Annotated in this window: 19 protein-coding genes and 2 pseudogenes; 15 read left to right on the top strand and 6 right to left on the bottom strand. The window is 42.1% G+C overall.

What is annotated here, in order from left to right; all coding sequences use genetic code 11:
- Positions 1–6: 6 nt before the first annotated feature.
- Positions 7–8,451 carry a hormogonium polysaccharide biosynthesis protein HpsA gene (gene hpsA, locus SYN7502_RS02145; protein WP_015167254.1) on the bottom strand — a complete coding sequence of 2,815 codons (8,445 nt, stop codon included), beginning with the start codon at positions 8,449–8,451 and terminating at the stop codon, positions 7–9.
- Positions 8,452–8,698: 247 nt separating this feature from the next.
- On the opposite strand from hpsA, the gene SYN7502_RS02140 reads away from it, so the two are divergent.
- From SYN7502_RS02140 to aroB, 8 genes are all read left to right on the top strand, one after another.
- Entirely contained in the window at positions 8,699–10,744 is a 2,046-nt protein-coding gene (locus SYN7502_RS02140) for an AAA family ATPase (RefSeq protein WP_015167253.1), read from the top strand.
- A gap of 115 nt (positions 10,745–10,859) precedes the next feature.
- Positions 10,860–11,294 (top strand): STAS domain-containing protein, encoded by a 435-nt coding sequence (locus SYN7502_RS02135; protein ID WP_015167252.1) that lies wholly within the window; start codon positions 10,860–10,862, stop codon positions 11,292–11,294.
- Between the two features lie 253 nt (positions 11,295–11,547).
- The gene (gene murA, locus SYN7502_RS02130) at positions 11,548–12,846 is read left to right on the top strand and encodes a UDP-N-acetylglucosamine 1-carboxyvinyltransferase (RefSeq protein ID WP_051023663.1); all 1,299 of its coding nucleotides are present in this window, start codon (positions 11,548–11,550) and stop codon (positions 12,844–12,846) included.
- 3 nt (positions 12,847–12,849) lie between these two features.
- Positions 12,850–13,347, top strand: a complete 498-nt coding sequence (gene folK, locus SYN7502_RS02125) for a 2-amino-4-hydroxy-6-hydroxymethyldihydropteridine diphosphokinase (RefSeq protein WP_015167250.1) — start codon at positions 12,850–12,852, stop codon at positions 13,345–13,347.
- Positions 13,348–13,651: 304 nt separating this feature from the next.
- On the top strand, positions 13,652–14,347 hold the full coding sequence (gene bioD / locus SYN7502_RS02120) for a dethiobiotin synthase (RefSeq protein ID WP_015167249.1): 696 nt from the start codon (positions 13,652–13,654) through the stop codon (positions 14,345–14,347).
- Positions 14,344–15,696 (top strand): S-layer homology domain-containing protein, encoded by a 1,353-nt coding sequence (locus SYN7502_RS02115; RefSeq protein WP_015167248.1) that lies wholly within the window; start codon positions 14,344–14,346, stop codon positions 15,694–15,696. Before bioD ends, SYN7502_RS02115 begins: the two co-directional genes overlap by 4 nt.
- Before the next feature lie 20 nt (positions 15,697–15,716).
- Positions 15,717–16,892 (top strand): glycosyltransferase, encoded by a 1,176-nt coding sequence (locus SYN7502_RS02110; protein WP_015167247.1) that lies wholly within the window; start codon positions 15,717–15,719, stop codon positions 16,890–16,892.
- A gap of 48 nt (positions 16,893–16,940) precedes the next feature.
- Entirely contained in the window at positions 16,941–18,035 is a 1,095-nt protein-coding gene (gene aroB / locus SYN7502_RS02105; RefSeq protein ID WP_371257839.1) for a 3-dehydroquinate synthase, read from the top strand.
- Positions 18,036–18,075: 40 nt separating this feature from the next.
- Here the strand turns inward: aroB and SYN7502_RS02100 are convergent, their stop codons facing one another.
- Positions 18,076–19,395: an FAD-binding oxidoreductase gene (locus SYN7502_RS02100; RefSeq protein WP_015167245.1), complete on the bottom strand. Its 1,320-nt coding sequence runs from the start codon at positions 19,393–19,395 to the stop codon at positions 18,076–18,078.
- Between the two features lie 240 nt (positions 19,396–19,635).
- Entirely contained in the window at positions 19,636–20,583 is a 948-nt protein-coding gene (locus SYN7502_RS02095; RefSeq protein ID WP_015167244.1) for a zinc-binding dehydrogenase, read from the bottom strand.
- Positions 20,584–20,818: 235 nt separating this feature from the next.
- On the opposite strand from SYN7502_RS02095, the gene SYN7502_RS02090 reads away from it, so the two are divergent.
- From SYN7502_RS02090 to SYN7502_RS02070, 5 genes and pseudogenes are all read left to right on the top strand, one after another.
- Entirely contained in the window at positions 20,819–21,220 is a 402-nt protein-coding gene (locus tag SYN7502_RS02090) for a heavy metal-responsive transcriptional regulator (RefSeq protein ID WP_246828956.1), read from the top strand.
- A 138-nt stretch (positions 21,221–21,358) separates the two neighbouring features.
- On the top strand, positions 21,359–22,105 hold the full coding sequence (locus SYN7502_RS02085; RefSeq protein WP_015167242.1) for a biliverdin-producing heme oxygenase: 747 nt from the start codon (positions 21,359–21,361) through the stop codon (positions 22,103–22,105).
- A gap of 170 nt (positions 22,106–22,275) precedes the next feature.
- Positions 22,276–22,416: pseudogene (locus SYN7502_RS02080) on the top strand (oxygen-independent coproporphyrinogen III oxidase); the annotation flags it as partial.
- A gap of 175 nt (positions 22,417–22,591) precedes the next feature.
- Positions 22,592–23,662 carry a magnesium-protoporphyrin IX monomethyl ester (oxidative) cyclase gene (acsF, locus tag SYN7502_RS02075; protein WP_015167240.1) on the top strand — a complete coding sequence of 357 codons (1,071 nt, stop codon included), beginning with the start codon at positions 22,592–22,594 and terminating at the stop codon, positions 23,660–23,662.
- A gap of 11 nt (positions 23,663–23,673) precedes the next feature.
- Positions 23,674–24,126: a hypothetical protein gene (locus SYN7502_RS02070; protein WP_371257795.1), complete on the top strand. Its 453-nt coding sequence runs from the start codon at positions 23,674–23,676 to the stop codon at positions 24,124–24,126.
- Here SYN7502_RS02070 and SYN7502_RS02065 read toward each other — a convergent pair.
- Genes SYN7502_RS02065 through SYN7502_RS02060 form a run of 3 tightly spaced genes read right to left on the bottom strand, consistent with a single transcriptional unit; the run spans position 24,110 to position 24,943 of the window.
- Positions 24,110–24,478: a transposase gene (locus SYN7502_RS02065; RefSeq protein ID WP_246828904.1), complete on the bottom strand. Its 369-nt coding sequence runs from the start codon at positions 24,476–24,478 to the stop codon at positions 24,110–24,112. The genes SYN7502_RS02070 and SYN7502_RS02065 overlap by 17 nt on opposite strands.
- Positions 24,479–24,516: 38 nt before the next feature.
- Entirely contained in the window at positions 24,517–24,678 is a 162-nt protein-coding gene (locus tag SYN7502_RS20835) for a hypothetical protein (RefSeq protein ID WP_246828903.1), read from the bottom strand.
- Entirely contained in the window at positions 24,632–24,943 is a 312-nt protein-coding gene (locus SYN7502_RS02060) for a transposase (RefSeq protein WP_015168135.1), read from the bottom strand. The genes SYN7502_RS20835 and SYN7502_RS02060 overlap by 47 nt, the downstream gene beginning before the upstream one ends.
- A gap of 98 nt (positions 24,944–25,041) precedes the next feature.
- Between SYN7502_RS02060 and SYN7502_RS02055 the strand changes: the two are divergent.
- Together SYN7502_RS02055 and SYN7502_RS02050 are read left to right on the top strand one after the other, a co-directional pair.
- A pseudogene (locus tag SYN7502_RS02055) lies at positions 25,042–25,416 on the top strand (fatty acid desaturase); the annotation flags it as partial.
- Positions 25,417–25,555: 139 nt separating this feature from the next.
- Positions 25,556–26,737: an aspartate aminotransferase gene (locus SYN7502_RS02050; protein WP_015167239.1), complete on the top strand. Its 1,182-nt coding sequence runs from the start codon at positions 25,556–25,558 to the stop codon at positions 26,735–26,737.
- Positions 26,738–26,742 lie beyond the last annotated feature (5 nt).

The following is a 26,742-nucleotide window of genomic DNA, read 5'->3' as shown; positions in this document are numbered from 1 at the left end:
CAATTTCTAACCTGGTGCTGAACTTAAATCTGATTTTAACTTCTTGTAATTTAAAGGGTGCCCATTTGTTTGACAGTTGAGTGCTTTAGTGTTACCCGTTATTGGTTTGCCATAAAGAGCATAGGTTGTATAAGCCTCTGGAGCAGTACCAGCTTTAACTGTTAGACCACTATTGATTGGGTAATTGTCTATAGTGGAAGGATTATTAACCTTACTAAGATCATCTGGTTGAGCCGCACATAGAAGTGATTCTACCCAAGGGTCTTGTGGGTCAACATTTTGGAAAAACTCATTTGATCCAGGTACTGGGACACTGAACCTCTGAGCAAATCGATCAGCATTTTGAGTTAGCAAGCCCACATCAAATCCCCAAAGTCGATTGGGTGCTGCATAGTAAGGAATTCTTTGTGAAACGCTCGTTTGATATACTTTCTTAAATCCACTAAGTGCTTGAATAGCTGTAGCATTACTAAATGGATTAATAAATAGAGTTTGAATGTCGCTGGTGCTTGGGACGGAGTTTGTACCTGTGGCATTAGAAGCATCTCCATAGGGTGCGGTACTAGAATACGGAGCCGTACCAAAGGCACTATTACTATTTTGAATAAATCCTCCCAGTATTTTTAAGTTCTTGTTTGTCCAATTCTCCAGCAGTCGGACAAAATTATGTAACCCACCTCCAGTCTCAGCCGTATTTACAGCAGTGTTTGAACTAATAGAATTAAATGAAGAGCTGGAAGCTATAGAAGTAGTGTATGTAACTTTAGATCGCGATGGAGTAGAACCTGCAACAAAATATACATTTACCTCACCCTCTCTCGCTCTCTGTGTCCACTGTCCTGTATTAGGATTTACTACGGATGGATCACCCGTCATACTGTCGTTGTTATCAACAGTAGTTGATTGAGGCAGGGTTGTAGTGCTAGCTGTAGGAATATTAGTGGTAGTAGGAGAGTGAAGTTGTAAAACAGGAAGAACGATTGGCTCGTTAGTTGTAGTCATAGCCACCACCAGAGACTGTGAATCAATTCCATCTGAAAGTTCAGGGGGTGTAGTTGCAAGTGCATCAGCCCTAAACGATCTAAAGCCTAAAAAGCGAGTACTCCTTAACGAAACATTAATTCCTGCATTAGATGGTGCTGTATTTTTAATGTTCAGGGTAGTAGCTAGGTTTCTGGCAACTGGAGTACCAGTTGCAGGCATAATTCCTATAAAGTTACCACTTAGCACAGTCGAGGGGAATAAGTTAAAAGTAGCCCCACTACCAGAACCACCAGTAACCGAAACAGGATTTGCAGGGAATGTTGTATAGTCACCAGAATCTGAAACTTTAACACCTGTTATGACTCCTGCATTTACAGAAGATACTGTTAGCTTCACAGGAGTGGAAGGAAGTGTAGGAAGAACAGGATTAGGATTAAGAGCACCTGAACCTGTTTGAACAGTTAAAATATTTCCGACAGCATATCCAGTTCCTCCGTTAACCACAGAAGCAGTTGATGCAGAACTTGCCTTAATAGTAAGAGCATTGGATGCGTTAGTTGTATTTGCGGTTACCCTTGGAATTACCCAAAAAACATTATTAGGTTCAACCCCATCTAGTTGGAGTTTGATGTTATTTAGAAGCAAATCTTGGGTTTCGCAACTGCGTAAAATAAACACAGGAGAGGGTTGCCCCGGATTAGCAACAAGACGCAGAGTCCTATCCTTTAATTCTTTAGGTGTTAAACCTTGCTCCGTAGCTGGACAGGCTGTCTTCCAAAGGTCGGGTTTTAGAGTATTTAAATCAGTTTCAGAAGTAGGAAATGTATTATCTGGCAGGTTAAGTCTATCTAGTCCAGTTAGATTAATAACATTAACTCTGTTGACCTGATTAGTATTAGTAGCAGTGATCTTGATAAGTTTATTCCCCGATACTATTTGTCCAGTTATTGTTGGGGGATTAGTTACACCAATACCAGTAACGGTAGAACCCATACCCTTAAATGTAAGTTTTTCGGGATTGAGGTTATCACTACGGAAACTTGTTGCTGTATTAGCTGCCATAGCGTTGGCGATCGCCGCCCTAGGGTTAGTTGGACAAGAGCCGCCAGTAATTGCAGTTTGCCCATTATTTTCTGCAGATTGGTAGTTTTGGGAAGCCCCATTTACCCCACATACGGCATAGGCGGAAGCGGGAATAGTAGTACTTGTACCCGCAGCACTAGCAGAAGTACTTGGGTAATAAGGGTTTGAAGTTAGATTGGATAGATTAAGGTTAACTAAACTAGAAGAAGTTCCTTGCTTCAAGCATAAAGTATCCACAGAACCATCAGAGGTATCTATACAAGCGGTATCTGGTAATACGAGCCTAGTAGGCATATTGAGGTTGGCTAGATTACTATTAGTTGAACTGATAGAGGGCCAACTGAGATTATAAATCATCAGATTTTTTTGATTACTAGTACTATTACCGCTATAACCGTAATTCGTGCTACTGGTTGTACCTATAGGATCATTAGTATTAGTTGTAGTTCGGAACCACAATGCTCTAGGCGTAACTGCTGGTGAAGTGTTACTCATACCAGGTAGCATCGGGGCAAAACCATCAGTACTACTAACTGGATCCCTAGGCTTAATGGGAACTTGTCTATTTGCCCCAAAAATACTATTACCACTAAACCTTGTAGGTGGAGGAGTTGCAGTTGCACAGTCGTAGGTAACAGTATTGCCTTCAAAGGATGTTATTGTTGCACCTCCTGCACAAGTAGCTGTTGCTGGGTATGTACCACTGCTATTTGGATAGGCTGCGGCTAAGGGACTAGATAAACTTGGTAAAAGTGCAGCCCCTGTCATTCCAGAATATCTGAAGGAGTTTATTGAAGGATGAAGCATGCCAAACGCTGGAGGCGTAAGCATCCCACCAGGACCACTAGGTGTAGGTGTAGGTGTAGGTGTAGGTGTAGGTGTAGGTGTAGGTGTAGGTGTAGGTGTAGGTGTAGGTGTAGGACAGTTGCTTTGACCCGGGGTCAGTGTTCTTGTGCGATTATTAGTAATAGTTGTAATAAAGCCATCATCATCGTTAGCTGTAGTGGTATTAGTACTTTGAATCGTATAAGGAGTATAACTATCAGCGGGTTTGGGACAACCTATTGCTGCAGGTCCAGTATTGGTAGTATCATTATTGACTGTATTTGTAACAGTGGGGTTTTGCCCAATATTACCAGTTCCAGTGAGAGATGCACCTGCGGTAGCATTAACAAGAGAACTCAAGCGAATAGTAAAGGATTCAGCTGCCTCATCCAAGTTATCTCTAATTACCAGAGCCGCAACATTGCAAGTTTGAGTGGCTGTAGTATTTTGAAATGTCACACTAGTAATTGCCGTTCCTTTTGCCAATGTACCTCCCAAACCGTTTGGACAACTTGCATCTGCAGTATATACTTGTCCTAGAACATCCGTGAGAGTGGCATTAGCTGTAGCTATGGTTGCAGGAAGTAGATTTGCCACTGTACTGTCTGGAATAGTAATGGAAGAGAAAGTTAAAGGTCCAACCCTTGCCAAGGTTGCACTTCCCGTTTGGGCATCAATGGCAATATTAGCAGTGACATTTCCAGAGGCTACATTTAAGTTGTTACCCGTAACTGTAAATGGATAAATACTGAAGGGCAAAGGACTATCTCCTCCCGCAGCAATTGTTTGAGTTGCATAATTAACCGAGTTAACAGTTAAAGGTAAATTTGTGAAGTTATTTCTTAATCTACCCTCGAGCAAGTTAGTTGGAGTCGAAATAGTGATCGTGGCAGCAGTAGGTGGGGGGCAGGCAATATCACCGTAGGTATTGCGATTAGATGTTCTATAGGGGGTAGATAGGTTTCCTAGTGGTTGCGGATAAGTATAGCCACTGGTAGAGTTGCCGCTATTAACACCAATAGGTATGGGCCAAGTCTGATTATTGCCGGGGCAGCTACTTGCTAAGACTAAAGCCTGATTGCCATCGGCATAAATATCATCATAACGGAGGAAGGAAACTCGACGGGGGAATCTTTCATCAGCAGTGGAAATATATCGGGGAGCTACGGGGTCGGTGGCAGGATTTGCTGGCTCAGGGGTTTTTTCAGTAGCAAGACCACCACTGCGACTAGGAAGAACAGTTGTACCAGCTAGTTTTTTATCCCAATCATTGAGTCCACAATTCTCCACGGGTAGTTTACGGCAAATTTCCATGCTGTATTCCCCAAAGGCAGCCCGACGTTGGATAGGGGTAACACCATTAGCATTATAGGAACTTCGTTTTTCAAGATTAGTGTCTGTACTACTGTTTTTAGCAGGGAAAAGATTAGAACGGTTTGTAGCACTAGCATTTAAGGCTGGTGTGAGCCAATTGGCACTGGTAACAAAGTTATTGTTATAAAAGCCCTGTCTGCGTCTTTGGATTACATAGCTACTATCCTTGACTTTTTCGGTATTAGAGTTGAGTAATGATTGCCAGTTGATACTAGTGGAGGTGTTGGAATTATTTCTAATGTCAAAGTCACCATCGGAGCGATACCCATCAATAAATGAGGCGGATAAAATAGCTGGAGAATCTGCAAGTATGGTAGCTGGTCTCCATTCATCTCCAACTGTACATTTGGGAAGGCTAGGGGTTCCGGGGCGACAGGAAAAGTTAGGGTTTAAGGTATTTCGTGTATAGAAATTGGAATAGTTAGTGAGATTAAGTGCAGTTGTAAACTCTTCTTGGGTATGAACATTAAAGCCAGATTTGGAGTTATCATCTGGAACTGCGATAGTTGGGTCTATTTGTGATTTCACATATACAGGAAGGTTAGATGCTAGGATTAATCCCTTTTCTCCAACATTGTAATAAGAGCTGGTATAAGTAGTATCAGATATGGCTTTGGTACCATCAACATTTCCATAGTTTCCTGTCAATTTACTACGCCATAAACGGTATCCATTGATTAACCTGATGCCATTGGGACGGCGGGTAGGATCGAGCTTAAAGTCCAAAGGACTCAGAAGCGATCGCTTGGTAGAATCAGTAGTCTTAGGATTGCCAGAGCCGTCAGTATCAAAATAACTTTGATCAACTAAGGCATCTTCGCGGGTGGCATAAATAACACCGCTATAGGGCAGAAGGAAGTCAGTAGGTACGCCAGAATTAATAGACCCAGTAGCTGTGGCACCGCGTAAGCGATCCATGTCTATATCCGTAACACGGATTTCTAGCGGTTGTCTTTGCTCGATTTCTAGATCATAAATATCGGCTCGATTTTGGGAGATAGCTGATAAACCACCAGTACCAACTCCATTAGCTCCTTCGGTTAGAGTTTCGTTGCGATTGAGTGCCTTTACTTCACGCCCGTCTAGGAATGCCGCCTCTTTAAAGGAGCCGTGGGGAATCTGAACGCCATTTACAGTTGGGATTGTACCAGTGACGACAGTTAAAGGAGTACCGCCTACTTGCATGATCTGAAGGGCACAAATATTTGAGTCAAGGGTAGACTGGTCGGATAAGCTGAGTTGTGCGGTTGCAGCAGCCCCACCAGCTTTAATTACTTTAATGAGGGTATTACGCAAAGGCTCATTAACAAAACGTCCGTTGGGATATATCAAATTAGCTTGATAGGCAAGGCGATCGCCTAAATTAATGCTGCCATTGTAAGGATTGACAGCCCCATCCGCGTAGCCAGAGAATATCCCAGTATTATCCGTATAGGAAATCCCAGATAGAGTGATATTAGCTGAGGTAGAACCAACGTTATAAACAATGCCGTTATTTGATCTGCCGCTAGGATCGGGATTCCAAGGGGCGGGATTAGCACCAATTGGAGCATTTTTGGCTGTGGTTGCAGTGGAGGGATCATAGTAGCTGCTAACGCAGGCAACAGGTTTTTGATAGCCCGCACTTGTCGTGTCAAGGGAATTATAGATACTATACTTATAGTGATAGACCGCAGTTGCGCGCATTTGCAGGTCACCCTTTTTGCCTGTTGGAGATGTATCGGTACCAGTCATGGGCATGGAATCGGGCCATACTACAAATTGCTTAGCATCGTTAGGAGTAAGCGTTGTATCTATGGGGGGGTTAAATAGTGCTGTATTTAGTAGAGTACCTGAAGGTAGTAAGGTTACTTTATTTTCAACGGGGGTGCCCGATTCATCTATGGTTGTTGTAGTGGGGTTGTCAGGAACACCACTGACATATCTAGGCAGAAAAGTATTAGCTGCCTGACGACTAAAAATGCCAGCATTGGTAACTACTCTCAATCCCCCAGTGACAGGTGTACTTGTTGGAAATTTTTGATCGGGATCAGCAGATGAAGATTGCTCCCAAAAACCACCACGACTCAGATCGCCTAAGGATGCGAGTTCTTGAATTTGTGAAGTGCGGGTACGTTCAATTGGGTCTGGATTATTTATGTTAGTTAAGCTATTCCATTTGATAGAGCCATCCTTTGTTAAATAGTAGTTTTCACCCGTTACAAATTTGTTTGCAGTTCCGACTTTCTTGACCCAGTTTAGGGGTAAGTTATTTCCGACTTTTATGCGATCGCCAATGTATTTTTGCTTGTTATCTATTTCTTTGGTAAGCTCTAGGGCGGCTGGAGATACAAGAGGAGTTGAATATCTAAGGTTTAAGCTATCAGTACTGGAACCTGTTAAGAATGCTCTACCAGAGAAAGGGTAACTTCCCGCCGTGTATGAAAAATTACCTGCGTTTACATCTGAGGGGATTAACCACTCTAAGGGAGGTTGCAAATCAGTCTTCCCATCCGCAGTTAGGACGGTTAATAATCCTGGCAAGCCAGTGGGAGTTGCAAGACTTACATAACTAGAACCATAGATTTGGACATTAGTGGCACCAGTGGCAGGAACTTCAATGAATGGAACCTTGCGAGTTCTTAATTTAAAGTATTCTTGTAATGATTTACGTCTAGCTATATCCTGTGAAATTCCTTCTTCTTTTACGCGTAGGACGGTGCTGTCTATGACACTTGCTGGGTCACCTGAACTTGGACCCCTAGCAATAGCAGCTTCAACAAGTGCATTTATACGCTGATTGAAGGCAAAATTATTACTTGCTGATTCTTGCCCAGTGTTGGTAACAGTAGTATCAGAGGTGACAAAATACTTCTCGGCTGTGTCAGGGGTAATACTCTGATCACCTGACTTTCCTTTAAATAGATGAATTCTTACTCCATCAGCATTTTTATATATGTCACTACCAGTACTAATAGCATCCTGTTCGAGCAAGTTCCCTGCTACAGAAATTGAAGAATTATCTTCATTGTAGTAACAGGAATAGGGACTACTGATATTATAAAAAGTAATTGGGTTAGTGGCACTAACTGCGCCAACCATGAGATTTCCGCTTGTATAGACCCTACCATTTATACGAAACTTGACTGGGCGGGCAAGTTCCAAATCATTTTCAAAGAAGGCTGCAAAATTATTCCCAAGTAACCTGCGCCGATCTTGCTGTAATTGCACACCATAAAAAGGGGTGTTTACTTGGTTAGATAACAACTTATATTTACTTTGTTCGGTGGCGGGAACAACACTTAAATCAGTAATTGGAACTGCAAGGGCATAGATAAAGAAGCTTTTAGCAATTTTGTTCCCTTTTTGAGTCCAACCATCATACGTTGCCACGTTACCATTGTCAGAACCAGCGCAATCATCAGTTAAGGATGTTTCATCTACGGGGAAAGATCGAACCTCAATGCCTTTAGCTGGTTGTCTATAAGTAGGTGCAGTGGGAGTCAATCCTGGACTTGGCGGTGATTTGAAGACAATACTGTATAAACCATAGGTGTCATAGAATCCATCGTTATCGGTATCTATGGGGAATTTCCATGCAGTATTTACAAACTCCCTTACCCCATAAATTGACTTGGTCTCACCATTAATCAGTGGGTCTGTGTTAGGGGATGGTGGATATTTTGCTATGTTAATAAAGGTGTCACCGATTGCGGGTGGAACGACAGGTACGATAGTCGGCGCTGTTGCTGCATTTAAAAAATCTGTATTAACTTGCAAACGTACTTCATCGGCAAAGGTATATTTTCCTCCATCTGCAGTGAATAAATCTGACACTTTTTGGTCTTCAGGAGGTAATCGGTCAAGATAACCACTTATTAGTGCCTCAATTTTGGCTCTGGCTCGATCAACGGAGGGTTTAGTAATATTGGCATAGACTTGTTCAGTTCTGGCATTAGATGCACTTCTGGCACGATCTGACGATCTGGCAACCATGGTAACTACGAGAAGGGTAACAACTACGGTTACAAGGGTCACTGTGGGTAAAACAAAGCCAGCTTGGGAGGAACGACTTTGATTTTGGATCATTCTGACGGTGCGGCGGCTGATCCGAAAAGGGCTACCAATTTTGATGAGTAATTTTCTGATTTTGGCAATTAAGTTTGCAAAAAACTGATTTACTTGCCTTTGTTTTTGGTTAGACATAAATTACCCTTTCCTTGACCTTTAACTTTAACTGTATCCGTAAAGCCTGCTTATTTTGGTTTTACTCTACCACCAAATATTACCCAAGCTCAGCTTAAAGTTAACAGGTGCCGATAGTTAAGATTCTGTAATTATTTTTCCATAGCGTTTCAAGCGGTTTAAGATTTCAGTCCATAGTTTATAGCCTTGTAATTAGCAAGCTTTGGTTAGACAAGTTTAGATAGACTAAGTTATAAAAACTAAAATCATGAGCGATCGCCAAGAAAACAACTCCTTTCATGCAAATAATCCCAACAATCCAGATCAAGTAAATTCTGGCTTAGAAATTTTGGTGGAAGGGTTTGTCGAAGATTTTATTGATGACCTCAAGCAAAAACTAAATTTAGATCAATTAATCAATTGGGTACAGGAAAAAGCTGATCAAGTTGATCTATCTAATCAAGATAATTCTAACCAAGATAATATTAAAACTGAAATTAGAGTCACAACTCGCCCTCTGAGTAGCATTCCCCGTCGAGGTAATATTCCCCGCCAATACCCTACTTCCAATTTTAAAGTTGAGAAAGTTGAAAAAAAGGTTGAAGTTTCTATTGATGAAGATCAAGATCAGCCTGAAAAAACTGCTCAGCGATCGCCAAAATCTAATCCACAGTCTAATTCTGATCAGCCTAAATACTCATCCGCCGCTTCTAATATTTCCCAAACCTCAAATATCAATAATCTAGTGGGAGGATTAGGGGCAACACTATCTCAACTGCAAAACCTAGTAGAAATTCCATTAAAGCATCCAGAAATTTTAGAGAAACTAGGGATAGAGGCACCAAAGGGCATTTTATTAGTGGGAGCACCAGGGACAGGAAAAACTCTAACCGCGCGATCGCTAGCTCAAACCTTGGGGGTAAATTATATTGCCATTGTTGCTCCAGAAATTATGGGTAAGTACTATGGAGAAGCGGAGGCAAAACTGCGGGAGTTATTTCAAAAGGCAGAACAGGCAAAACCTTGTTTAATTTTTATCGATGAAATTGATGCCCTCATGCCCAAGCGATCGCAGGTGGAAGGTGAAGTAGAAAAACGCATAGTTGCCCAAATGTTGGGGTTAATGGATGGATTTAAAGGTAATTCGGGCGTAATGATTTTGGCAGCCACCAATCTTCCCGATGCCCTTGATCCAGCTTTACGTCGTCCGGGCAGGTTTGATCGAGAAATTATTTTTCCCATTCCTGATGCCACAGCGAGAAAGGAAATTTTAGCAATCCATACTCGGAATATGCCCCTTGCCAATCATGTGGATTTAGGAGCGATCGCTAATCTGTGTCATGGGTTTGTCGGTGCTGATCTTAAGGGACTATGCCAAACCGCTGCCTATATTGCCCTTGAGCGTCAGGTTACTGATCTAAAATCAATTCCTGAAAGCTTAGAAGTAGTAACTGATGACTTTATTGCTGCCTTGTTAAAAGTTAAACCCGCCGTTTTGCGATCGCTTACCTTAGAATCTCCCCGAGTGCAATGGTCGGAAATTGGCGGACTGGATGCGATTAAGCATAATTTACAAGAGGCAGTATCAGGATATTTAAGCAATCCTGAACTATATGCCCATGTGAAAGCACGCCCACCTAGGGGAATTTTATTGGCTGGCGCACCGGGTACGGGTAAAACTTTATTAGCTAAGGCGATCGCCACGGAAGCAAAGGCAAATTTTATTGCAATCAGTGCATCGGAATTAGTTAGTAAATGGGTGGGAGCCTCAGAGCAAGCTATTAAAGAACTTTTTAGTCAAGCCCGTCAAGCACAACCCTGCGTCATATTTATAGATGAAATTGATACCCTTGCTCCCGCCCGTGGTAGTTATCAAGGAGATAGTGGCATTAGCGATCGCCTACTGGGACAGTTATTAACCGAACTAGATGGGATTAACCCATCGACAGGTATCCTAGTAGTAGCGGCAACCAATCGCCCAGAATCTATAGACCCAGCTTTATTGCGATCGGGACGGATTGAACTACATATTAAGGTTGATTTACCGGATTTGGCAGCAAGGACACAAATACTAGAAATTCATAATGGCAATCGCCCCTGTGCCGAGGACTTAGATTTAGAATACTGGGCAGAATTAACTCAAAATTGGAATGGAGCCGATCTAGCATTTTTGAGTAATCGGGCGGCGATCTTTGCAATTCGGCGTTACCAGTCTGAGCTTAAAGCTAATCCTTCCTTGGGAATTAGCACTGTAAAAATTACTACTACTGATTTTGAGCAAGCCTTTCAAGAGATTAAATCTCAAAATTCATAACTGCGAAAAGAAGGATTTAAAAAACTTAATAATGTATCCTGCGATGCTACGAAATCAGACTGCATCGTGCATAATCTTGTCAAATTAATCGGGGTCAAATTAGTCGGGAGACATTATGCAAAACTCCATAAAACTTGAGCAGAAGCCCTTCCTTGGTAACTTTGGTAAGCATAAAATTACTCTAATGCAACCAAGTTATGCGATTTTAAACCGACAAGCGGCATTGGAAATACAAGAAACAGTCGAGGCTTGCTTACACCTAAATTCTCTGAGCCAGCCAATTAGTATCACTATCCTTGTTGACATGGAGTATGTGGAATCTCTTGATAGCGATGGACTAGTAATGCTTCTAAAAATCTTTAAGACGGCGATCGCCCACGAAACTAATTTGGCGCTTTGCTCCCTCCAACCTCAAGTTCGTCTGGTTTTTGAGATCAGTAAAATGGATCGTACCTTCAGTATTTTTAGGGATTATGATGCCCTAGTTGCTCATTTAGAGATGAATGCTGAGCTAGAAGCATACAATCACAAAATGACTTCAGTCGCATAAAATCTAGATTACCTAGCTCCTTTACCTTTTCAAGTCTCAAATTTTTAAGATAAGCTCTACGTTAAAGGGCTTATTTTTTTGTACTTCGTTTGTGATTCTTTTGTGATTCTAAATATTTTCTCCATACTTTTCGACCAGATCATCAAAAAAACATTACATTTTGGAAACTATAGAGTAGAATCTAGTCCAAATTTATTTAATTGTGAGGGTTAAGAGTATTTTGCCAGTTACACAATCTGAAAGCATTCAAACTATGCTGAGCAACAGTCAGGATCGACCTGAATCAGTTCTCCGTATTCAAGGTAAAGCAACTCTAAGTGGACATGTTCCCATCAGTGGTGCCAAAAATTCTACCCTCGCAATTATGGCGGGAGCTTTACTCTGTTCTGGTAGCTCTCGCATTCGTAACGTACCTGCCATTGTTGATGTGCAGAAGATGATTGATATTCTGAGGGCTGTGGGGGTCAAAGTAACAGCCGATCGGGGAGCCTTAGATATTGATGCTAAGAACATTTCCCAATCCCATGTGCCCTACGACTTAGTGAGTCAAATGCGTGCCAGTTTTTTTGTAATTGGTCCACTTTTAGCAAGGATGGGAGTAGCTCGAGTACCTTTACCTGGTGGTTGTGCCATTGGTACTCGTCCTGTGGATTTACATGTTAAGGGACTGCAGGCACTGGGGGCTGATGTCATTATTGATCAGGGTATTATCCAAGCCTATTGTCGTCAATCTCGGTTACAGGGGGCAAAAATTTACTTGGATTTTCCTAGTGTGGGCGCAACGGAAACTTTGATGATGGCAGCCACTTTAGCGGAAGGGGAAACTGTAATTGAAAACTGTGCCCAAGAACCAGAGGTAGTTGATCTGGCTAACTTTTGTCGGGCAATGGGGGCAAAAATTCGTGGGGCTGGGACTAAGACTATTGTGATTGATGGGGTTCCTCGCTTACATTCTACGGATTTTGGTATTATTCCTGATCGCATTGAAGCTGCTACATTTATGGTTGCTGCTGCGATTACCCGTTCTACTATTACTATTTCCCCTGTGATTCCCGATCATCTGACGGCGGCGATCGCTAAGTTAGAAGAAATTGGTGCCAAAGTAGTCCAAGAATCCTCCAGTCGCTTGCGGATTGAAGGCAAAGAAAAATATCGGCATACCCACATTGAGACCTTACCCTATCCCGGATTCCCCACGGATATGCAGGCGCAGTTTATGGCATTATTAACTCTCAGTGAAGGCAATAGCACTGTTAAGGAAACCGTATTTGAAAATCGCCTCCAGCACGTTGCCGAATTATGTCGTATGGGTGCAAATATTAAACTGCAAGGTAATATCGCCGTGATTAATGGAGTTAGTTCTTTATCTGGTGCACCAGTGATGGCAACCGATTTACGGGCATCGGCAGCATTGGTACTAGCGGGCTTAGCCGCAGAGGGAGAAACCCAAATGCAAGGACTACATCACTTAGATCGGGGTTATGATCAATTAGAAACTAAGTTACGGAACTTGGGAGCTAAACTATATCGACAGCCATTGGTATCTGAATAGGGCATGAAACGTGCGGCGATCGCCATCGGTAGTAATCTTGGCAATTCTTTACAGATTGTGACAGCGGCAGTGCAGAAGCTGAATGATTACAGCGAAATTGAAGTCCAGGCAGTTTCCAATTGGTATCGAACTAAGGCGATCACCCTATCGGATATACCCCAGCCAGATTACATTAATGGTTGTGCCATTCTTAGAACTACTCTAACTGCTGCCGTTTTGTTGACAACATTACTAGAAGTAGAAGTAAGGTTTGGCAGAATCCGCCGTGCTAAGTGGGATGCCCGTACCCTAGATTTAGATTTGTTACTGTATGAAAACGATATTTTAGAGTCGGATAATTTGGTTATACCCCATCCTCGCATGTGCGATCGGGCGTTTGTAATGTTGCCCCTAGCTGAAATTGCCCCTAATTGGTTGCACCCAGTCAAGGGAGATGCGATCGCCAATTTATCAAGGTTTACCCATGATCTGAGTTCACCGACCTTAATCTGCCCAAATTAATTCAGTGCAATAATTCATCATGATAATTCGGTATGATCCTGAGAATCGGTTATGATCAAACTAAGCGGAAATGAAAGTTTCCGTTCACTCCTCACACCACATTCCACCTAGGCTACGGTCTGGGTGGTTTCCTAATTATTGGTCAGTGACTTACGCAGTAGAAGAAAAAACTTGATTAGAAAGGGGTTTGGGGCAAAGCCCCAACTGAGGGCGTAGCCCTCAAACTCCCATATATCAGCTTTGTGAATTTGAGTGCCTTAGTCCTATGGTTCTAATTTAATTATTTATTTTTAATAAGCTATTAATGCAACCTTTATTGATTGTTGGCTCAGATACGGGTGTGGGTAAAACTGTTTTAACATCTAGCCTAGCCGCCTATCAGCAAATTTATCGCTCTGATTCTAGTTTGGCAATTTATAAACCCGTGCAGTCTGGCGTGGGCGATCGGGAATATTTTCATTCCACCTTTAAGTTAACCCAGAGTTTAGAGGAGATTACGCCGATTTTTTTTACAACTCCCATTGCCCCAGCAATCGCCATGTTCAGAGAAAATAAACCTTTAGATTTGGGATTAATTTGGCAACATTTTCAAACTTTACAAAATAAATATGATCGCGTATTAGTCGAGGCTTTAGGAGGACTGGGTTCACCTATCACCTATGAATATACCGTGGCAGATTTAGCTAAGGATTGGCATATTGAAACTGTATTGGTAGTGTCGTTAAAATTAGGGGCGATCGCTCAAGCAGTGGCAAATGTGGCTTTGGCAAGAATGTATAAAATTAAACTGCGGGGTATAGTTTTAAGTTGCTCTAATCCAAATTCTGATCCAGATACTAATTTAGAAAACAATATTGAGGACTTCGCTCCAGTCGATCTAATTCAAGCTCTAACATCTATACCTGTACTAGGAGTGCTACCCTATATCTCGGATTTAAGCAACATTCAGGAATTAGCTAGTGCTGCTTCTAACTTAGACCTAGAAACTTTGGGAATATGAATCAGCTTGATCAGCTTCGGCGTATTAGTATTTATTTATGCTTAATTATCGCCTCAATCACAGGCTTAAGTGCTTGCAAAGGCACAGGTATCGGCACAACAGTAGAAGGGGCGATCGCTCCAACTGCCAGAACCGTAGCTAATTCTTCACCTGTGGAGCAAACTTTACCCAAGGATTTTAGTAGTGATATTCCCATCTATCCCCAAGCAGTCCTCCAAAAAAGCGATTGGATTAGTACCCAAAATATTTCTGCAAATATTTCCGCCCATTGGATAACCGCAGATTCAGTTTCCCAAGTTTCTAAATTTTATGATGATGCCTTTACTAAACAACAATGGCGGGTAATTTTGCGATCACCCGATGGTAACTTTGTCGTCCAAAAATCAGATTTATTAGTGACCCTTTCCATTCAATCTCTTACTACTCCAGCTAATACTACTAATTCGCCTTCTGCTCCAGAAAACTCACCAGCTAACTCCACTACTTCTCCAAGTTCTACCCATATCTTTTTGCAATATCTGCGAGACCCACAACTTAATACCCTTAATACCCAAATTAATAAAAACATAGATACTTCTACGCCTGCTCAGGTACCGTCAACTGCTACACAGACTAATCAGGTTAATGGTTTTAGCGATATTGAGACTCTGTCCGAGGCTTTACGATCGCCAATTACGGATTTACAAAAGCTGGGAACGATAACTGCTAAAGTTGATAATCAATTCAAGCCCAATGACTTAATCCAAAAACGTGAATATGCCCGATGGCTGGTGAATACTAATAATCGTCTTTATGCCAGTCGTCCTACCCGTCAAATTCGTTTGGCTGATGCTAACAGCACTCCTGTCTTTGTTGATATTCCCCCTAGTGATCCAGATTTTCCTGTAATTCAGGCTTTAGCGAATGTGGGATTAATTCCCACCGATCCTAGTGTTGCTAATACCAGTCGTAGATTTCGCCCCAACGATCCCATCAGTCGAGAAATGTTATTGCAATGGAAAATCCCTTTAGATATTCGTGCTGCTATACCTGCCGCTAACCTAGAATCAGTCAAACAAGCATGGGGATTTCAAGATAGCGATCGCATTAGTCCGATAAGTCTCAAATTTGTATTAGCGGACTTTAAGCTTGGGGATTTATCCAATATTCGTCGCAGCTTTGGATATACAACCCTTTTCCAACCCCAAAAAAATGTCACCCGTGCTGAGGCGGCTGTGGCTCTATGGTATTTTGGTACTCCAGAGGATGGCTTATCTGCTCAAAATGCTCTGGAAAGCACCTTACAGCCATCACCCCAACCAACTCCAACTTCATCACCAACCCTAACTCCTGCTAAACCAAATCCTTAAATAATCCCCTTAGTTAACTAATGCCTAATTTCACTCAAATTTGGTTCGGATTCTCTGTGCTGTCCCTATTAATCTGGTTAGTATTAATTGGGGGATGGGGTGGTTTTTGGCGATGTGATCAGCAGTTAGATGCGGATTCTTCTATTAATACCAATAATTCTGATCCCTATCCTTCGATCTGTGTAGTGATTCCTGCCCGGAATGAAGCCGATTTATTACCTATAACCCTGCGATCGCTTCTCACCCAAACCTATCGAGGTTCCGTCCAAATTATTGTAGTAGATGATCAAAGTACCGATGGCACGGCGGCGATCGCCAACGACACGGCAAAACAGACAGCTAAGAATATAACTATTATTAATTCTCAACCGTTACCCACTGGCTGGACAGGGAAACTATGGGCAATGGCACAGGGCACCCGCTATGCCCAAACCCTCAATCCTGATTATATTTTGCTGACGGATGCAGATATTTGTCATGGGTCGCATAACTTACAAAATCTAGTTGCCAAGGCAGAAACTGAAAACCTAGACTTAACCTCGATCATGGTACGCCTGCGCTGCGAAAGCCGATGGGAGCAGTGGCTCATTCCTGCCTTTGTCTTCTTTTTTCAAAAACTCTATCCCTTTGCTTGGGTTAATAATCCACAAAATTCCATGGCAGCCGCAGCAGGAGGTTGTATTTTAATTAAAACCACAGCCTTAGATCGAATTGGTGGCATTAGTTCGATCCGTCAAGCTTTAATTGATGACTGCGCTTTGGCACAAGCCGTAAAATCCACTGGGGGTAAAATTTGGCTGGGATTAAGTGATACCACCTGTAGTCTTAGACCCTATCCTAATCTGCAAACCATCTGGGATATGGTAGCTCGCACCGCCTACACGCAGCTTAACTACTCCCCTCTGTTATTAATTGGTACCCTAATTGGCATGGGCATTATTTATATCCTGCCACCCTTGGGCTTAGTTCTGGGGTTATTGCTAGGGCAGAACTATGTGACGATTGCTTCAGGTTTGACTTTAACGATCATGACAATTTCCTATATCCCTACAATTAGGTTTTATCGGTGTCCGTGGTGGCTCAGTTTGTGTTTACCTGCGATCGCTTTTTTATATACACTCATGACTATGGACTCGGCTTGGCGACACTGGCAGGGTAAGGGTGGGGCATGGAAAGGTAGGGTTTACCAACAGTAATTTCAATTAATCACATTTGCAACTATGACAATTATGACAACCACAACCATCACCGTCGATTTCCCAAATAAACAAACTCAGGGCTATGAAATTGCGATCGCTGCGGGCAGTCTGGAAGGATTAGGCGAGAAATTAATAAACTTGGGCTTAGGTAAAAAAAGTAAGAAGGTTTTAATAGTTTCTAATCCTGTTATTTTTAAGCACTACGGCGATCGCACTGTTAACTCCTTAGCATCAGAAGGGTTTGAGGTCGCTAGTTTGATTTTACCCGCAGGCGAAAGATTTAAAACCGCAGCCTCTTTACAAAAAATCTATGATGCCGCTTTGCATAATAAATTAGAGCGATCTTCAATCATTGTGGCTTTGGGTGGGGGCGTAATTGGCGATATGGCGGGCTATGCGGCTGCGACTTGGCTCAGGGGACTGGATTTTGTGCAGGTACCGACTACACTTTTGGCGATGGTGGATTCGGCGATCGGTGGTAAAACTGGGATTAATCATCCCCAAGGCAAAAATCTCATAGGGGCATTTCATCAGCCTCGTTTAGTTTGGACTGATCCCGAAGTCTTAAAAACTCTACCCGCCCGTGAGTTTAGAGCCGCAATGGCTGAGGTAATTAAGTACGGGGTAATTTGGGATCGGGAATTATTTGAGCAATTATCTGCTTGCCAACGCCTAGATCAAATCCGTTACTTACAACCTGAAACTTTATACCTAATTTTGGTTCACTGCGCCAAAGCAAAGGCTGAAATTGTCAGTAAAGACGAAAAAGAAGGAAACCTAAGAGCAATCCTGAACTATGGTCATACGGTCGGTCATGCGATCGAAATGGTGACAAATTATCGCAAATTTAATCATGGTGAAGCGGTGGGACTAGGGATGGTAATTGCGGGTGCGATCGCCGTGGAATTAGGATTTTGGCAACAAAGCGATCAAGAGGCACAATTAGAATTAATCTATAAGGCAAAATTACCGACAAAATTACCTCAAGATATTGACCCCAAGCAAATTATTGCCGCCATGTCCCAAGATAAAAAAGTCGACCGTGGCAAAGTAATATTTATTATGCCCAAGGCGATCGGTAGTGCCATAGTTACAGATCAGGTGGATTTAGATACAGTTTATAAGGTATTGCAGATTTAGGTTGAACCTTAACCTCGTTTGTGGTGATCGCTGTGATAACTTATAAATAAGCTCGCATTTTGCCCACATTCATTAACCCGTAGGGATCAACTAGTCGCTTAAAGTCTAGCTGTTCTTGATTGACCGCTTTCATGCCACCATCTTCAAGTAGATAGGTATGGGGATTGGCAATTAAAACTCCATGATCTTCGTGATATTTAATAATTTCCTCTAGGCGATCGCTAGTTGTAAATTCCATGATCTGAATCGCTGCGGGAATAATTTTGCCATTCATGCGAATAAACTCTAGGTGCATCATGACTTCATCGCTAAAGTATCTATACATCTCCATAACCTTTTCCACATCAGGGAACAAACTTTGTAAATAGGTTAAGGATGGATCGACAGTACGGGCATGGAGGGTAGTGTGATTCCAAGAAAATTCCACCAAAGTTAAACCCTTGCTTGCGTCTTGGGCAGATTTCTCGTAGCAAATTTCTCCCTTGTACTCTTGAACTAAGGACTTAAATGGTTCTAAATCCGACTCTGCCACTAGGACTAAAGCGCAATGACTTGAGGTAGAAATATAGGATTTTAAGGCGATAAAGAAGCTAGGAATAGGAGCCGCATGGACACTAATCATTTTTTTCATGATCCCATCGGCATTACCTAAAGCTTGCCCAAAATTTGCTGCCACCTCAAATTCCTTAAATGCCACAATACATTCTGCCCAACCATAGGCAGGAGCAAGGGGAATTTCCAGTTCCGTAATAATCCCATTGGTACCATAGGCGTGATTCACTTTTTGAACATCGTCGCCCCGCAATTCAATTATGCGTGGAGTGTCTTCGAGGGTAACAACTCTGACAGCCCTGAGATTACCGCGATCGCGCAGTTGCCCATACAAAATTGAACCAATTCCACCACTTCCCCCCGCAATAAACCCACCGACTGTAGCACTCCGAAAGGTTGAAGGTACCATGCGTGTTTCCCAACCAATTTCTTGGGCTTTTCTGTCCAATGCCCCCAGTTTAATCCCTGCCTCCACACAAGCTAAGCCCGGCTTCAGCCACTTGATTCCCTGCATCCGAGTAATATCAAGAATTATGCCTCTATTTAATGGCACACACTGTCCATAGTTTCCTGTGCCAGCCCCTCTCACAGTCAGGGGAATACGATGCTTGACGCAGGCTTGGGCGATTTGAATTACTTCACTTTCAGTTTTAGGTCTTAATACCAAATCAGCAACTTTATTTTCTAAAACTGGCGTAAGGATGGGGCTAAAGCGAAAGTAGTCCTCGGATAGCTTAGCTACTTGGGTAGGTGAATTAATTACTTCAATGCCTTCTAGTTCGACTAGGAAATTTCCGTACGCGTACATAAATTCTTTTCTTGATGCTGATTTTTAAGCTAAGAGGATTGGTATATATGTAGTTTAAGCGAAGTGGATTGGGGCAGATTGTTTAATAAGTATCGAAAAATAAATTGATTTGCAGCACTTAACAAATTTCAAATATAAATTGCAAATCCAAATCAAATCTTCAAAAGCCTACATCTACCATCATCTATAATTAAAACCAAGATAAAAAGGACTTTAGCCCGATTTTTACACCTAAATTCCTTAAGGTTCAATGTGGAGAACAGCTTTGCCGAGAAACTGGCGATCGTTTAACTGATGAGAGACTTGGGCAACTTCACTCCACGGAGCTTCTACATCAATATGCGGAACTAAAGAACCATTGGCAACTAATTTCACTAACCGAGCTAATCCGACAGCAGCGGGTTGTTTTTTCAGTTCGTGAAAGAGAATAAATCCATACAAACTTAAGCCGCCTTTGCCATAAAATCGAGAGGCATTGAAGGTAATATTTGCGCCAGCCGTAGCTCCGAATAGCACATAGGTTCCATCTGAGGACAGTTGTTCCAATGCTTTAGGTAGGACTTCTCCACCCACAGAGTCAAGCACAAGATCGTAGGGGGCATACTGATCGAATTGATCGCCAACAATCACTCGATCTGCTTTTGCTGCTTTGACAAATTCCACTAATTCAGGGTGACGAACCTGGGCTGTAACGATCGCTCCCGCTTCAGCCGCTAATTGAGAGGCAAAATACCCAACTCCCCCAGAAGCACCTGTAATTAATACCGAGCGATCTAGTAATAGTCCTCCTCGTTCTAGGGACAGGAGGGCAGTCAATCCAGCCACGGGAAGAGTTGCCGCAACTTTGAATTCCACAGCATCGGGAAGAGGGGCGAGCGCATGGGTTGGCACCGCTACTTTTTCTGCCCAAGCACCAGCAGGTAAAAATCCCACTACACGGGTTCCCACAGGCAAACCAGAACCATCTTTAGCCTCAGTCTCAATAGTTCCCGCAAAATCCCACCCAGGTCGCCATCCCGCTTCCGCAGTTAGAGAACGTCGTACTTCACCACGGTTGAGGGAAAATGCCGCAACTTTGACGATCACCTCATTGGGTAATGCTACAGGAGGCTCAACTTCTCGAATTACTAACCGCTCGGGAACCGCAGGATCGATAATAATCGCTCGGATTTTATTAGAGTTGCTCATGAATTCAAATTAATTACCTAGTCAGGACTTACGCAGTATAAGAGAAAAAACCAGAGTTGAAAGGGGTTCCCAATTGAGGACGTAGACCTCAAACTCCTTTGAATCACTACTTTGTAAATTTAAGTGCGTAAGTCTTAATAAGTTTACCTTCTTAATGTGGGTGAGGGCTTGACATTATACTTAAGTATAGGGCTTATGATAACGCCATCAAGTTTTATAGGTATTCATTAGGTAAATGATGCTGCAAGTAAGTGAAGTCTCACGCAAATTAGGTGTAAATCCCCAAACTCTCTATTTCTATGAGCGTATTGGGTTGATTCCATCACCAAATCGTTCTGAATCAGGGTATCGACTCTATGCCGATCAAGATTTGGAAAGACTCACTTTCATTGCTCGTGCTAAGTCCTTAGGATTAACATTGGAAGAAATTGGGGAAATTCTTGCGCTAAAACAAAGGGATGGCATGGATTGTTGCTATAACGTTCGCGATCGCCTGAAAGCAAAAGTCGAACATATTCAGAAAACAATTACGCAGCTACAGGCACTTCATGATGAACTTGTTCCTTTAATTGAGCAATGCGATCAAGGCATTATTAGCTTAAAAGAGGATTGCTCACATTGCTGGTTAGATAAGTAAACGGTTCTTAGCCTAGCAAAATTTCTGAAATCATTGATAACTTGATACTCTCAAGCAATTATGAAATTGATTGGGGGCGTATTTATCTTGTCATACAGCTTAATAAACCTAATTTTTAGAGAATTTTCAGAGGAATTTATGAATAGTAACTTAGCCACTAAACTGCGAGAAGGTACAGAAAAATCTCACACTGCTGCCGAAAATACTGCATTTATGAAGTGCTTTCTCAAGGGGATTGTAGAACGGGAACCATTTCGTAAATTACTGGCAAATCTTTATTTGGTTTATAGTGCGATCGAAGAAGAGTTACGGCTACATATTCAGCATCCCATTGTTGGCAAGTTATATTTCCCCGAACTAAATCGCCAGCAAAGTTTAGAGCAGGATCTGACCTTCTATTATGGAGATAACTGGCGGGCAGAAATTACTCCCCTCAAGGCAGGCAAGGTTTATGTCGATCGCATCCGTGAAATTTCTAAGACAGATCCTGTATGTTTAATTGCCCATGCCTACACTCGCTATATGGGGGATTTATCAGGAGGACAAGCATTAAAAGGAATCGTTCGTTCTGCTTTGGATTTACCCAGCGATCGCGGTACTGCCTTATACGAATTTGATCAACTACCGACAATTGAAGCAAAACGAGCATTTAAAGAAACCTATCGCCAAGCATTGGATTCCCTAGCTTTGGATGAAGCGACCATCCAGAGAATTATTGCTGAAGCCAATTATGCTTTTACTCTTAACCGTAATGTAGTGGATGAACTAGAGGCAGATGTAAGGGCAGCGATCGGTAGTCATGTATTTGAGCTAATTACCAAGCAAGAGCGGCAAGGCAGTACGGAACATCATCATAAACAACACTACGGGCAAGTAGTGGCATGATTTTTTGACACCTCAACTGATTACAGTCTTTTGTGGATTTGTGTAGTAAGGGGTACAGGAGTGTAACCCCTGCGTGGGGCTGCGCCCCACACCCCTAAAGTATCCCTTGATTGTTCAACAAGCTGTACCAAAATTAATTACTGATTTAAGAAAAATAGGAATGGACATAGATGAGTACCTTATCCCAAGCAGTTAAATTTGATCTTAATTTATTGCATAAATATAATCAGCCCGTGCCACGCTATACCAGTTATCCACCTGCCACAGAACTAAGTACAGATTTTGATCAGAGGGATTTTCGAGGAGCGATCGCCAAGCTGAAATTACCACTGACATTATCCAATTTCTCACCGATTGGTTAACTCACCATATCAAAGGCGAAGATCAGAAAATGATTCGGTTTTTTCAAAAAAGCATCTAAAAAAATATCCTTTATTAGCCTTTCTAAGTTAATGCCAAGTAATTCTAAAAATTAATTCTAAAAAAATGGTAACAACTCAATCAGACTCAGAACTCCTCCGTGCAGGGGTTAAAGTTCCAGTTAAAGAAACCCTATTAACGCCACGATTCTATACTACGGACTATGATGCTGTAGCTCAAATGGATATATCATCCCAACAGGTAGAACTAGAAGCAGTTGTCCAAGAACTTCGCACCGACTACAATCGCCATCACTTTAAAAGAGACGAGGAGTTTGAAAAATCTTGGGAACATATTGACAGTAAAACCCGTGCTGCTTTTATTGATTTCCTAGAACGCTCTTGCACTTCGGAATTTTCAGGATTTTTACTATTTAAAGAACTATCACGGCAGCTAGGCAATCGTAGTCCACTTTTAGCAGAGGCTTTTAATCTGATGGCAAGGGATGAAGCTCGTCATGCGGGGTTTTTAAATAAATCTATGAAGGATTTTAATCTGTCCCTAGATTTAGTGAATATGACCAAAAACCGTAGCTATACCTTCTTTAAACCTGAATGGGTCATCTATTCTGTTTACCTATCGGAAAAAATTGGTTACTGGCGATATATTTTAGTGCATTACCACATGCAGAGGCATCCCGAGCATCAGTTTTACCCTCTCTTTCGCTACTTTGAAAGTTGGTGTCAAGATGAAAATCGTCATGGAGATTTCTTTAAAGTACTATTGCGATCTCAGCCCCAACTCTGGAACAACTGGAAAGCGAAACTATGGTCAAGATTCTTCTTATTAACTGTATTTGCCACCCATACCCTGACTGTATTTGAGCGTGCGGATTTTTATACTTCCATTGGTTTAGATGCCCGTGCCTATAACAAAGAAGTCATAGTTAATACTAACAATACTGCCATTAGTGCTTTTCCTGCGGTTTTAGATACCAGTCATCCCGACTTTTTCCTCCACTTAGAAAAATGCTCTGACTATAATTTCCAACTTCTAGCTATTGAGCATAGCGATCGCCCCCAGATCATCAAAACTCTGCAAAAGTTACCCATATTCCTTGGCATTTTCTGGCAAATTCTCAGGGTGTATTTAATCAATCCTATAGATGCTGAAGCTCAACGTGGACAAGTTCATTAATTTAATTACCTATGAAATCCTTTCTATTCCGAACTGAACCTGAAAAACCGCCATCTCTTGATTGGTCAGCCGTCATCTTTTTCTCTGCCATTCATATCTTGGCATTACTAGCACCTTGGTTTTTCTCTTGGTCAGCCTTGGGCGTAATGATCTGTCTTCATTGGCTATTTGGCAGCATTGGTGTCTGTTTGGGCTATCACCGCTTACTTAGCCATCGCAGTTTACGAGTACCCCAGTGGTTGGAATATATAATTGCTACCCTCGGCGCACTTTCATTGCAAGGCGGTCCCATTTTTTGGGTGTCGGGACATCGTTCCCATCATGCCTTTACTGAAGATGCGGTTAAAGACCCCTATGCGGCAAGTAAAGGCTTTTGGTGGAGTCACATGATGTGGATTTTTTACCCCCACGATGAGTTCTTTAAATACGATCAATATAGAGCCTGTTTCATATCTCATGAGTAGCAATTCTTTTTAGCATCAAACGAATAAAGCAAAGATTGAGTTTAGCTGTAGCATTAACGAGAGTTCTCTCAAAGTTCTTAACTAAGATTTTGCATCTTTCAACCCAAGCATTTGACCTTTCAATTACCCACCTTGTCGGCACAACTACAAACCCAGACAGACCTTTTTCTGCCTTCTGTTGCTTTGATACCTTAGGAGAAATTTCAAACCTAATCTTAGTCATAATCTCAGGATAAACCTTCTGTAAATCAGTCGTCAATTTTTCGATATGATAACCACTATCCAGCAATATCGTAGTTAGGGTAATGTCATCTGGCTTCGATTTGAAGTAATCAATGTTAAACGTTAACATCTCAATCAGTCCTTGGTCATCTGATACATTTGCTCTTGTTAAATACCCAGAGTGTCAACGGCTAAATGTCTTTTGATCCCGTTAGTTGCTTTGTAGGAGCAGAAGCCCTTGGATTCTATACTTGCATTACAGGTATTTTTCACTGCTTGTGAGTCAATGATGATTAAAGTTGTCCATTTTGATTTTTTTTGACTGTTCACGGGCTGTTGAATGCAAAGCTTCCATAATCGCAGTAAATGTACCTGTATCTTTCCACTCCTTGTAGTATCGATACACTGTAGAGAATGGTGGTAAGTCTCGGGGCATATCTCGCCAATTACAACCGTTTTTGAGTTGGTAGAGTATGCCGTCTAAAATTTGTCTTTTTGTCCAAGTTGGCGGTCTAGTTTGCTTTTTCTTTGGGAGCAATGGTTCTATAATTTCCCATTCTTTATCTGTTAGGCTACTTGAGTATGGATTTAGCATTTTCTAAGCATCATAAATCTTGCTCATAATAGATATGAAACAGGCTCTATAAACGTTCTGCCCCAGACCTAGATCGTGATCCCTATTACCGTTGGCTCAATCGTTACTTTTTAGCTTTGCAAATTCCCTTAGCTGGCTTACTTTACCTCATGGGTGGATGGTCGTTTATTATCTATGGAGTATTTGTGCGAGTCGTACTCCTTTGGCATACCACTTGGCTGATCAACTCAGTTACCCACATGTGGGGATACAAATCCTTTGCCAGTAATGATAATTCCCGTAATCTCTGGTGGGCAGCCCTACTTACCTACGGAGAGGGATGGCACAATAACCATCATGCTTATCCCCAAGTGGCGAAATGTGGTTGGCGGTGGTGGGAAGTTGATATTACTTGGTGGTCGATCTGGCTATTACAAGTTGTTGGTTTAGCCAAAAATGTCAATCTGCCGCCTAGCAAAGCCATAGCAAAGTAGCTTTATGATCCAAAACCCAAAAATGATTTATAAAAATCCCGATAGTCAGTTGTTCTAGTTCCGCTAATTAGTGTGATTTATATAACCATTTAGTCTCAAGAAATAGTAAATTGATTAGTCTGTGATCTTTATTTTTACTATGCTAAATTGGCTGAAGCCTGCTCAAAGATTGGGAAATCTTCCCCCCTATGTGTTTGCTCGACTAGATGAATTAAAAGTTAGAGCAAGGGCGCAAGGACTGGACTTGATTGATCTGGGGATGGGTAATCCCGATGGGGCAACGCCAGAACCCGTAGTTAAAAGTGCGATCGCTGCCCTGCAAGACCCCCGCAATCATGGCTATCCCCCCTTTGAAGGCACCCCAAATTTTCGCCGCACAATCACTGAATGGTATCACCGCCGTTACAATGTTAATCTGGACTCTGAAGGTGAGGCACTGCCTCTAATTGGCTCTAAGGAAGGTTTGACCCATTTAGCTTTGGCATTCATTGATCCAGGTGATTTAGTAATTGTGCCTAGTCCCGCCTATCCTGCCCATTTCCGTGGACCTTTAATTGCAGGGGCAGAAATCTATGAGCTAATTCTCAAGCCAGAGGATAACTGGGTAATTGATCTGGATTCCATTCCTGAAGATGTAGCTAGACGTGCTAAGGTGATGTATTTTAACTATCCTAGTAACCCTACAGCGGCGATCGCTCCTCGGAAATTATTTGAGGATATGGTGGCATTTGCCCAAAAATACCAAATTTTACTAGTTCATGATTTATGTTATGCCGAGCTTGCCTTTGATGGCTATCAACCCACCAGTCTTTTAGAAATTCCCGGGGGTAAAGATGTTGGGGTAGAGTTTCATACTTTATCTAAAACCTATAATATGGCTGGCTGGCGTGTAGGCTTTGTGGTGGGTAATCGTCATGTCATTCAATGCCTACGCACATTAAAAACTAATTTAGACTATGGAATTTTTTCGGCAATTCAAACTGCGGCAGAAACAGCCTTAAATCTACCCGATAGCTATTTGGAAATTGTGCGTAATCGCTACAAAGAACGCCGAGATTTTCTGATTGAAGGTCTAGGGCAATTGGGCTGGGATATTCCTAAAACCTATGCCACAATGTATCTCTGGGTTCCCTGTCCGAGGGGAATCGGCTCTACGGATTTTGCTTTGGATGTATTGCAACGCACTGGGATTGTGATTACGCCCGGCAATGCCTTTGGTCGAGGTGGGGAAGGATATGTGCGTGTAAGTTTAATTGCTGACTGCGATCGCCTTGGGGTAGCTCTTAAACTCTTAAAAGAAGCGGGAATTAGGTATTCCTAGTTGAT

The organism is Synechococcus sp. PCC 7502 (assembly GCF_000317085.1).
GTDB lineage: Bacteria > Cyanobacteriota > Cyanobacteriia > Pseudanabaenales > Pseudanabaenaceae > PCC-7502.
This window is presented reverse-complemented; position numbering and strand designations above follow the sequence as displayed.

What these genes read in the sequence shown, in the direction of transcription:
- SYN7502_RS02085 (WP_015167242.1), top strand. Translation starts at nt 21,359, where the DNA reads ATGAATAGTAACTTAGCCACTAAACTGCGAGAAGGTACAGAAAAATCT.
- SYN7502_RS02070 (WP_371257795.1), top strand. Translation starts at nt 23,674, where the DNA reads ATGAAATCCTTTCTATTCCGAACTGAACCTGAAAAACCGCCATCTCTT.
- hpsA (WP_015167254.1), bottom strand. Translation starts at nt 8,451, where the DNA reads ATGTCTAACCAAAAACAAAGGCAAGTAAATCAGTTTTTTGCAAACTTA.
- SYN7502_RS02135 (WP_015167252.1), top strand. Translation starts at nt 10,860, where the DNA reads ATGCAAAACTCCATAAAACTTGAGCAGAAGCCCTTCCTTGGTAACTTT.
- SYN7502_RS02095 (WP_015167244.1), bottom strand. Translation starts at nt 20,583, where the DNA reads ATGAGCAACTCTAATAAAATCCGAGCGATTATTATCGATCCTGCGGTT.
- SYN7502_RS02060 (WP_015168135.1), bottom strand. Translation starts at nt 24,943, where the DNA reads ATGCTAAATCCATACTCAAGTAGCCTAACAGATAAAGAATGGGAAATT.
- SYN7502_RS02090 (WP_246828956.1), top strand. Translation starts at nt 20,819, where the DNA reads ATGATGCTGCAAGTAAGTGAAGTCTCACGCAAATTAGGTGTAAATCCC.
- SYN7502_RS02140 (WP_015167253.1), top strand. Translation starts at nt 8,699, where the DNA reads ATGAGCGATCGCCAAGAAAACAACTCCTTTCATGCAAATAATCCCAAC.
- SYN7502_RS02065 (WP_246828904.1), bottom strand. Translation starts at nt 24,478, where the DNA reads ATGTTAACGTTTAACATTGATTACTTCAAATCGAAGCCAGATGACATT.
- SYN7502_RS02115 (WP_015167248.1), top strand. Translation starts at nt 14,344, where the DNA reads ATGAATCAGCTTGATCAGCTTCGGCGTATTAGTATTTATTTATGCTTA.
- murA (WP_051023663.1), top strand. Translation starts at nt 11,548, where the DNA reads ATGCTGAGCAACAGTCAGGATCGACCTGAATCAGTTCTCCGTATTCAA.
- bioD (WP_015167249.1), top strand. Translation starts at nt 13,652, where the DNA reads ATGCAACCTTTATTGATTGTTGGCTCAGATACGGGTGTGGGTAAAACT.
- folK (WP_015167250.1), top strand. Translation starts at nt 12,850, where the DNA reads ATGAAACGTGCGGCGATCGCCATCGGTAGTAATCTTGGCAATTCTTTA.
- SYN7502_RS02100 (WP_015167245.1), bottom strand. Translation starts at nt 19,395, where the DNA reads ATGTACGCGTACGGAAATTTCCTAGTCGAACTAGAAGGCATTGAAGTA.
- SYN7502_RS02110 (WP_015167247.1), top strand. Translation starts at nt 15,717, where the DNA reads ATGCCTAATTTCACTCAAATTTGGTTCGGATTCTCTGTGCTGTCCCTA.
- SYN7502_RS02050 (WP_015167239.1), top strand. Translation starts at nt 25,556, where the DNA reads ATGCTAAATTGGCTGAAGCCTGCTCAAAGATTGGGAAATCTTCCCCCC.
- acsF (WP_015167240.1), top strand. Translation starts at nt 22,592, where the DNA reads ATGGTAACAACTCAATCAGACTCAGAACTCCTCCGTGCAGGGGTTAAA.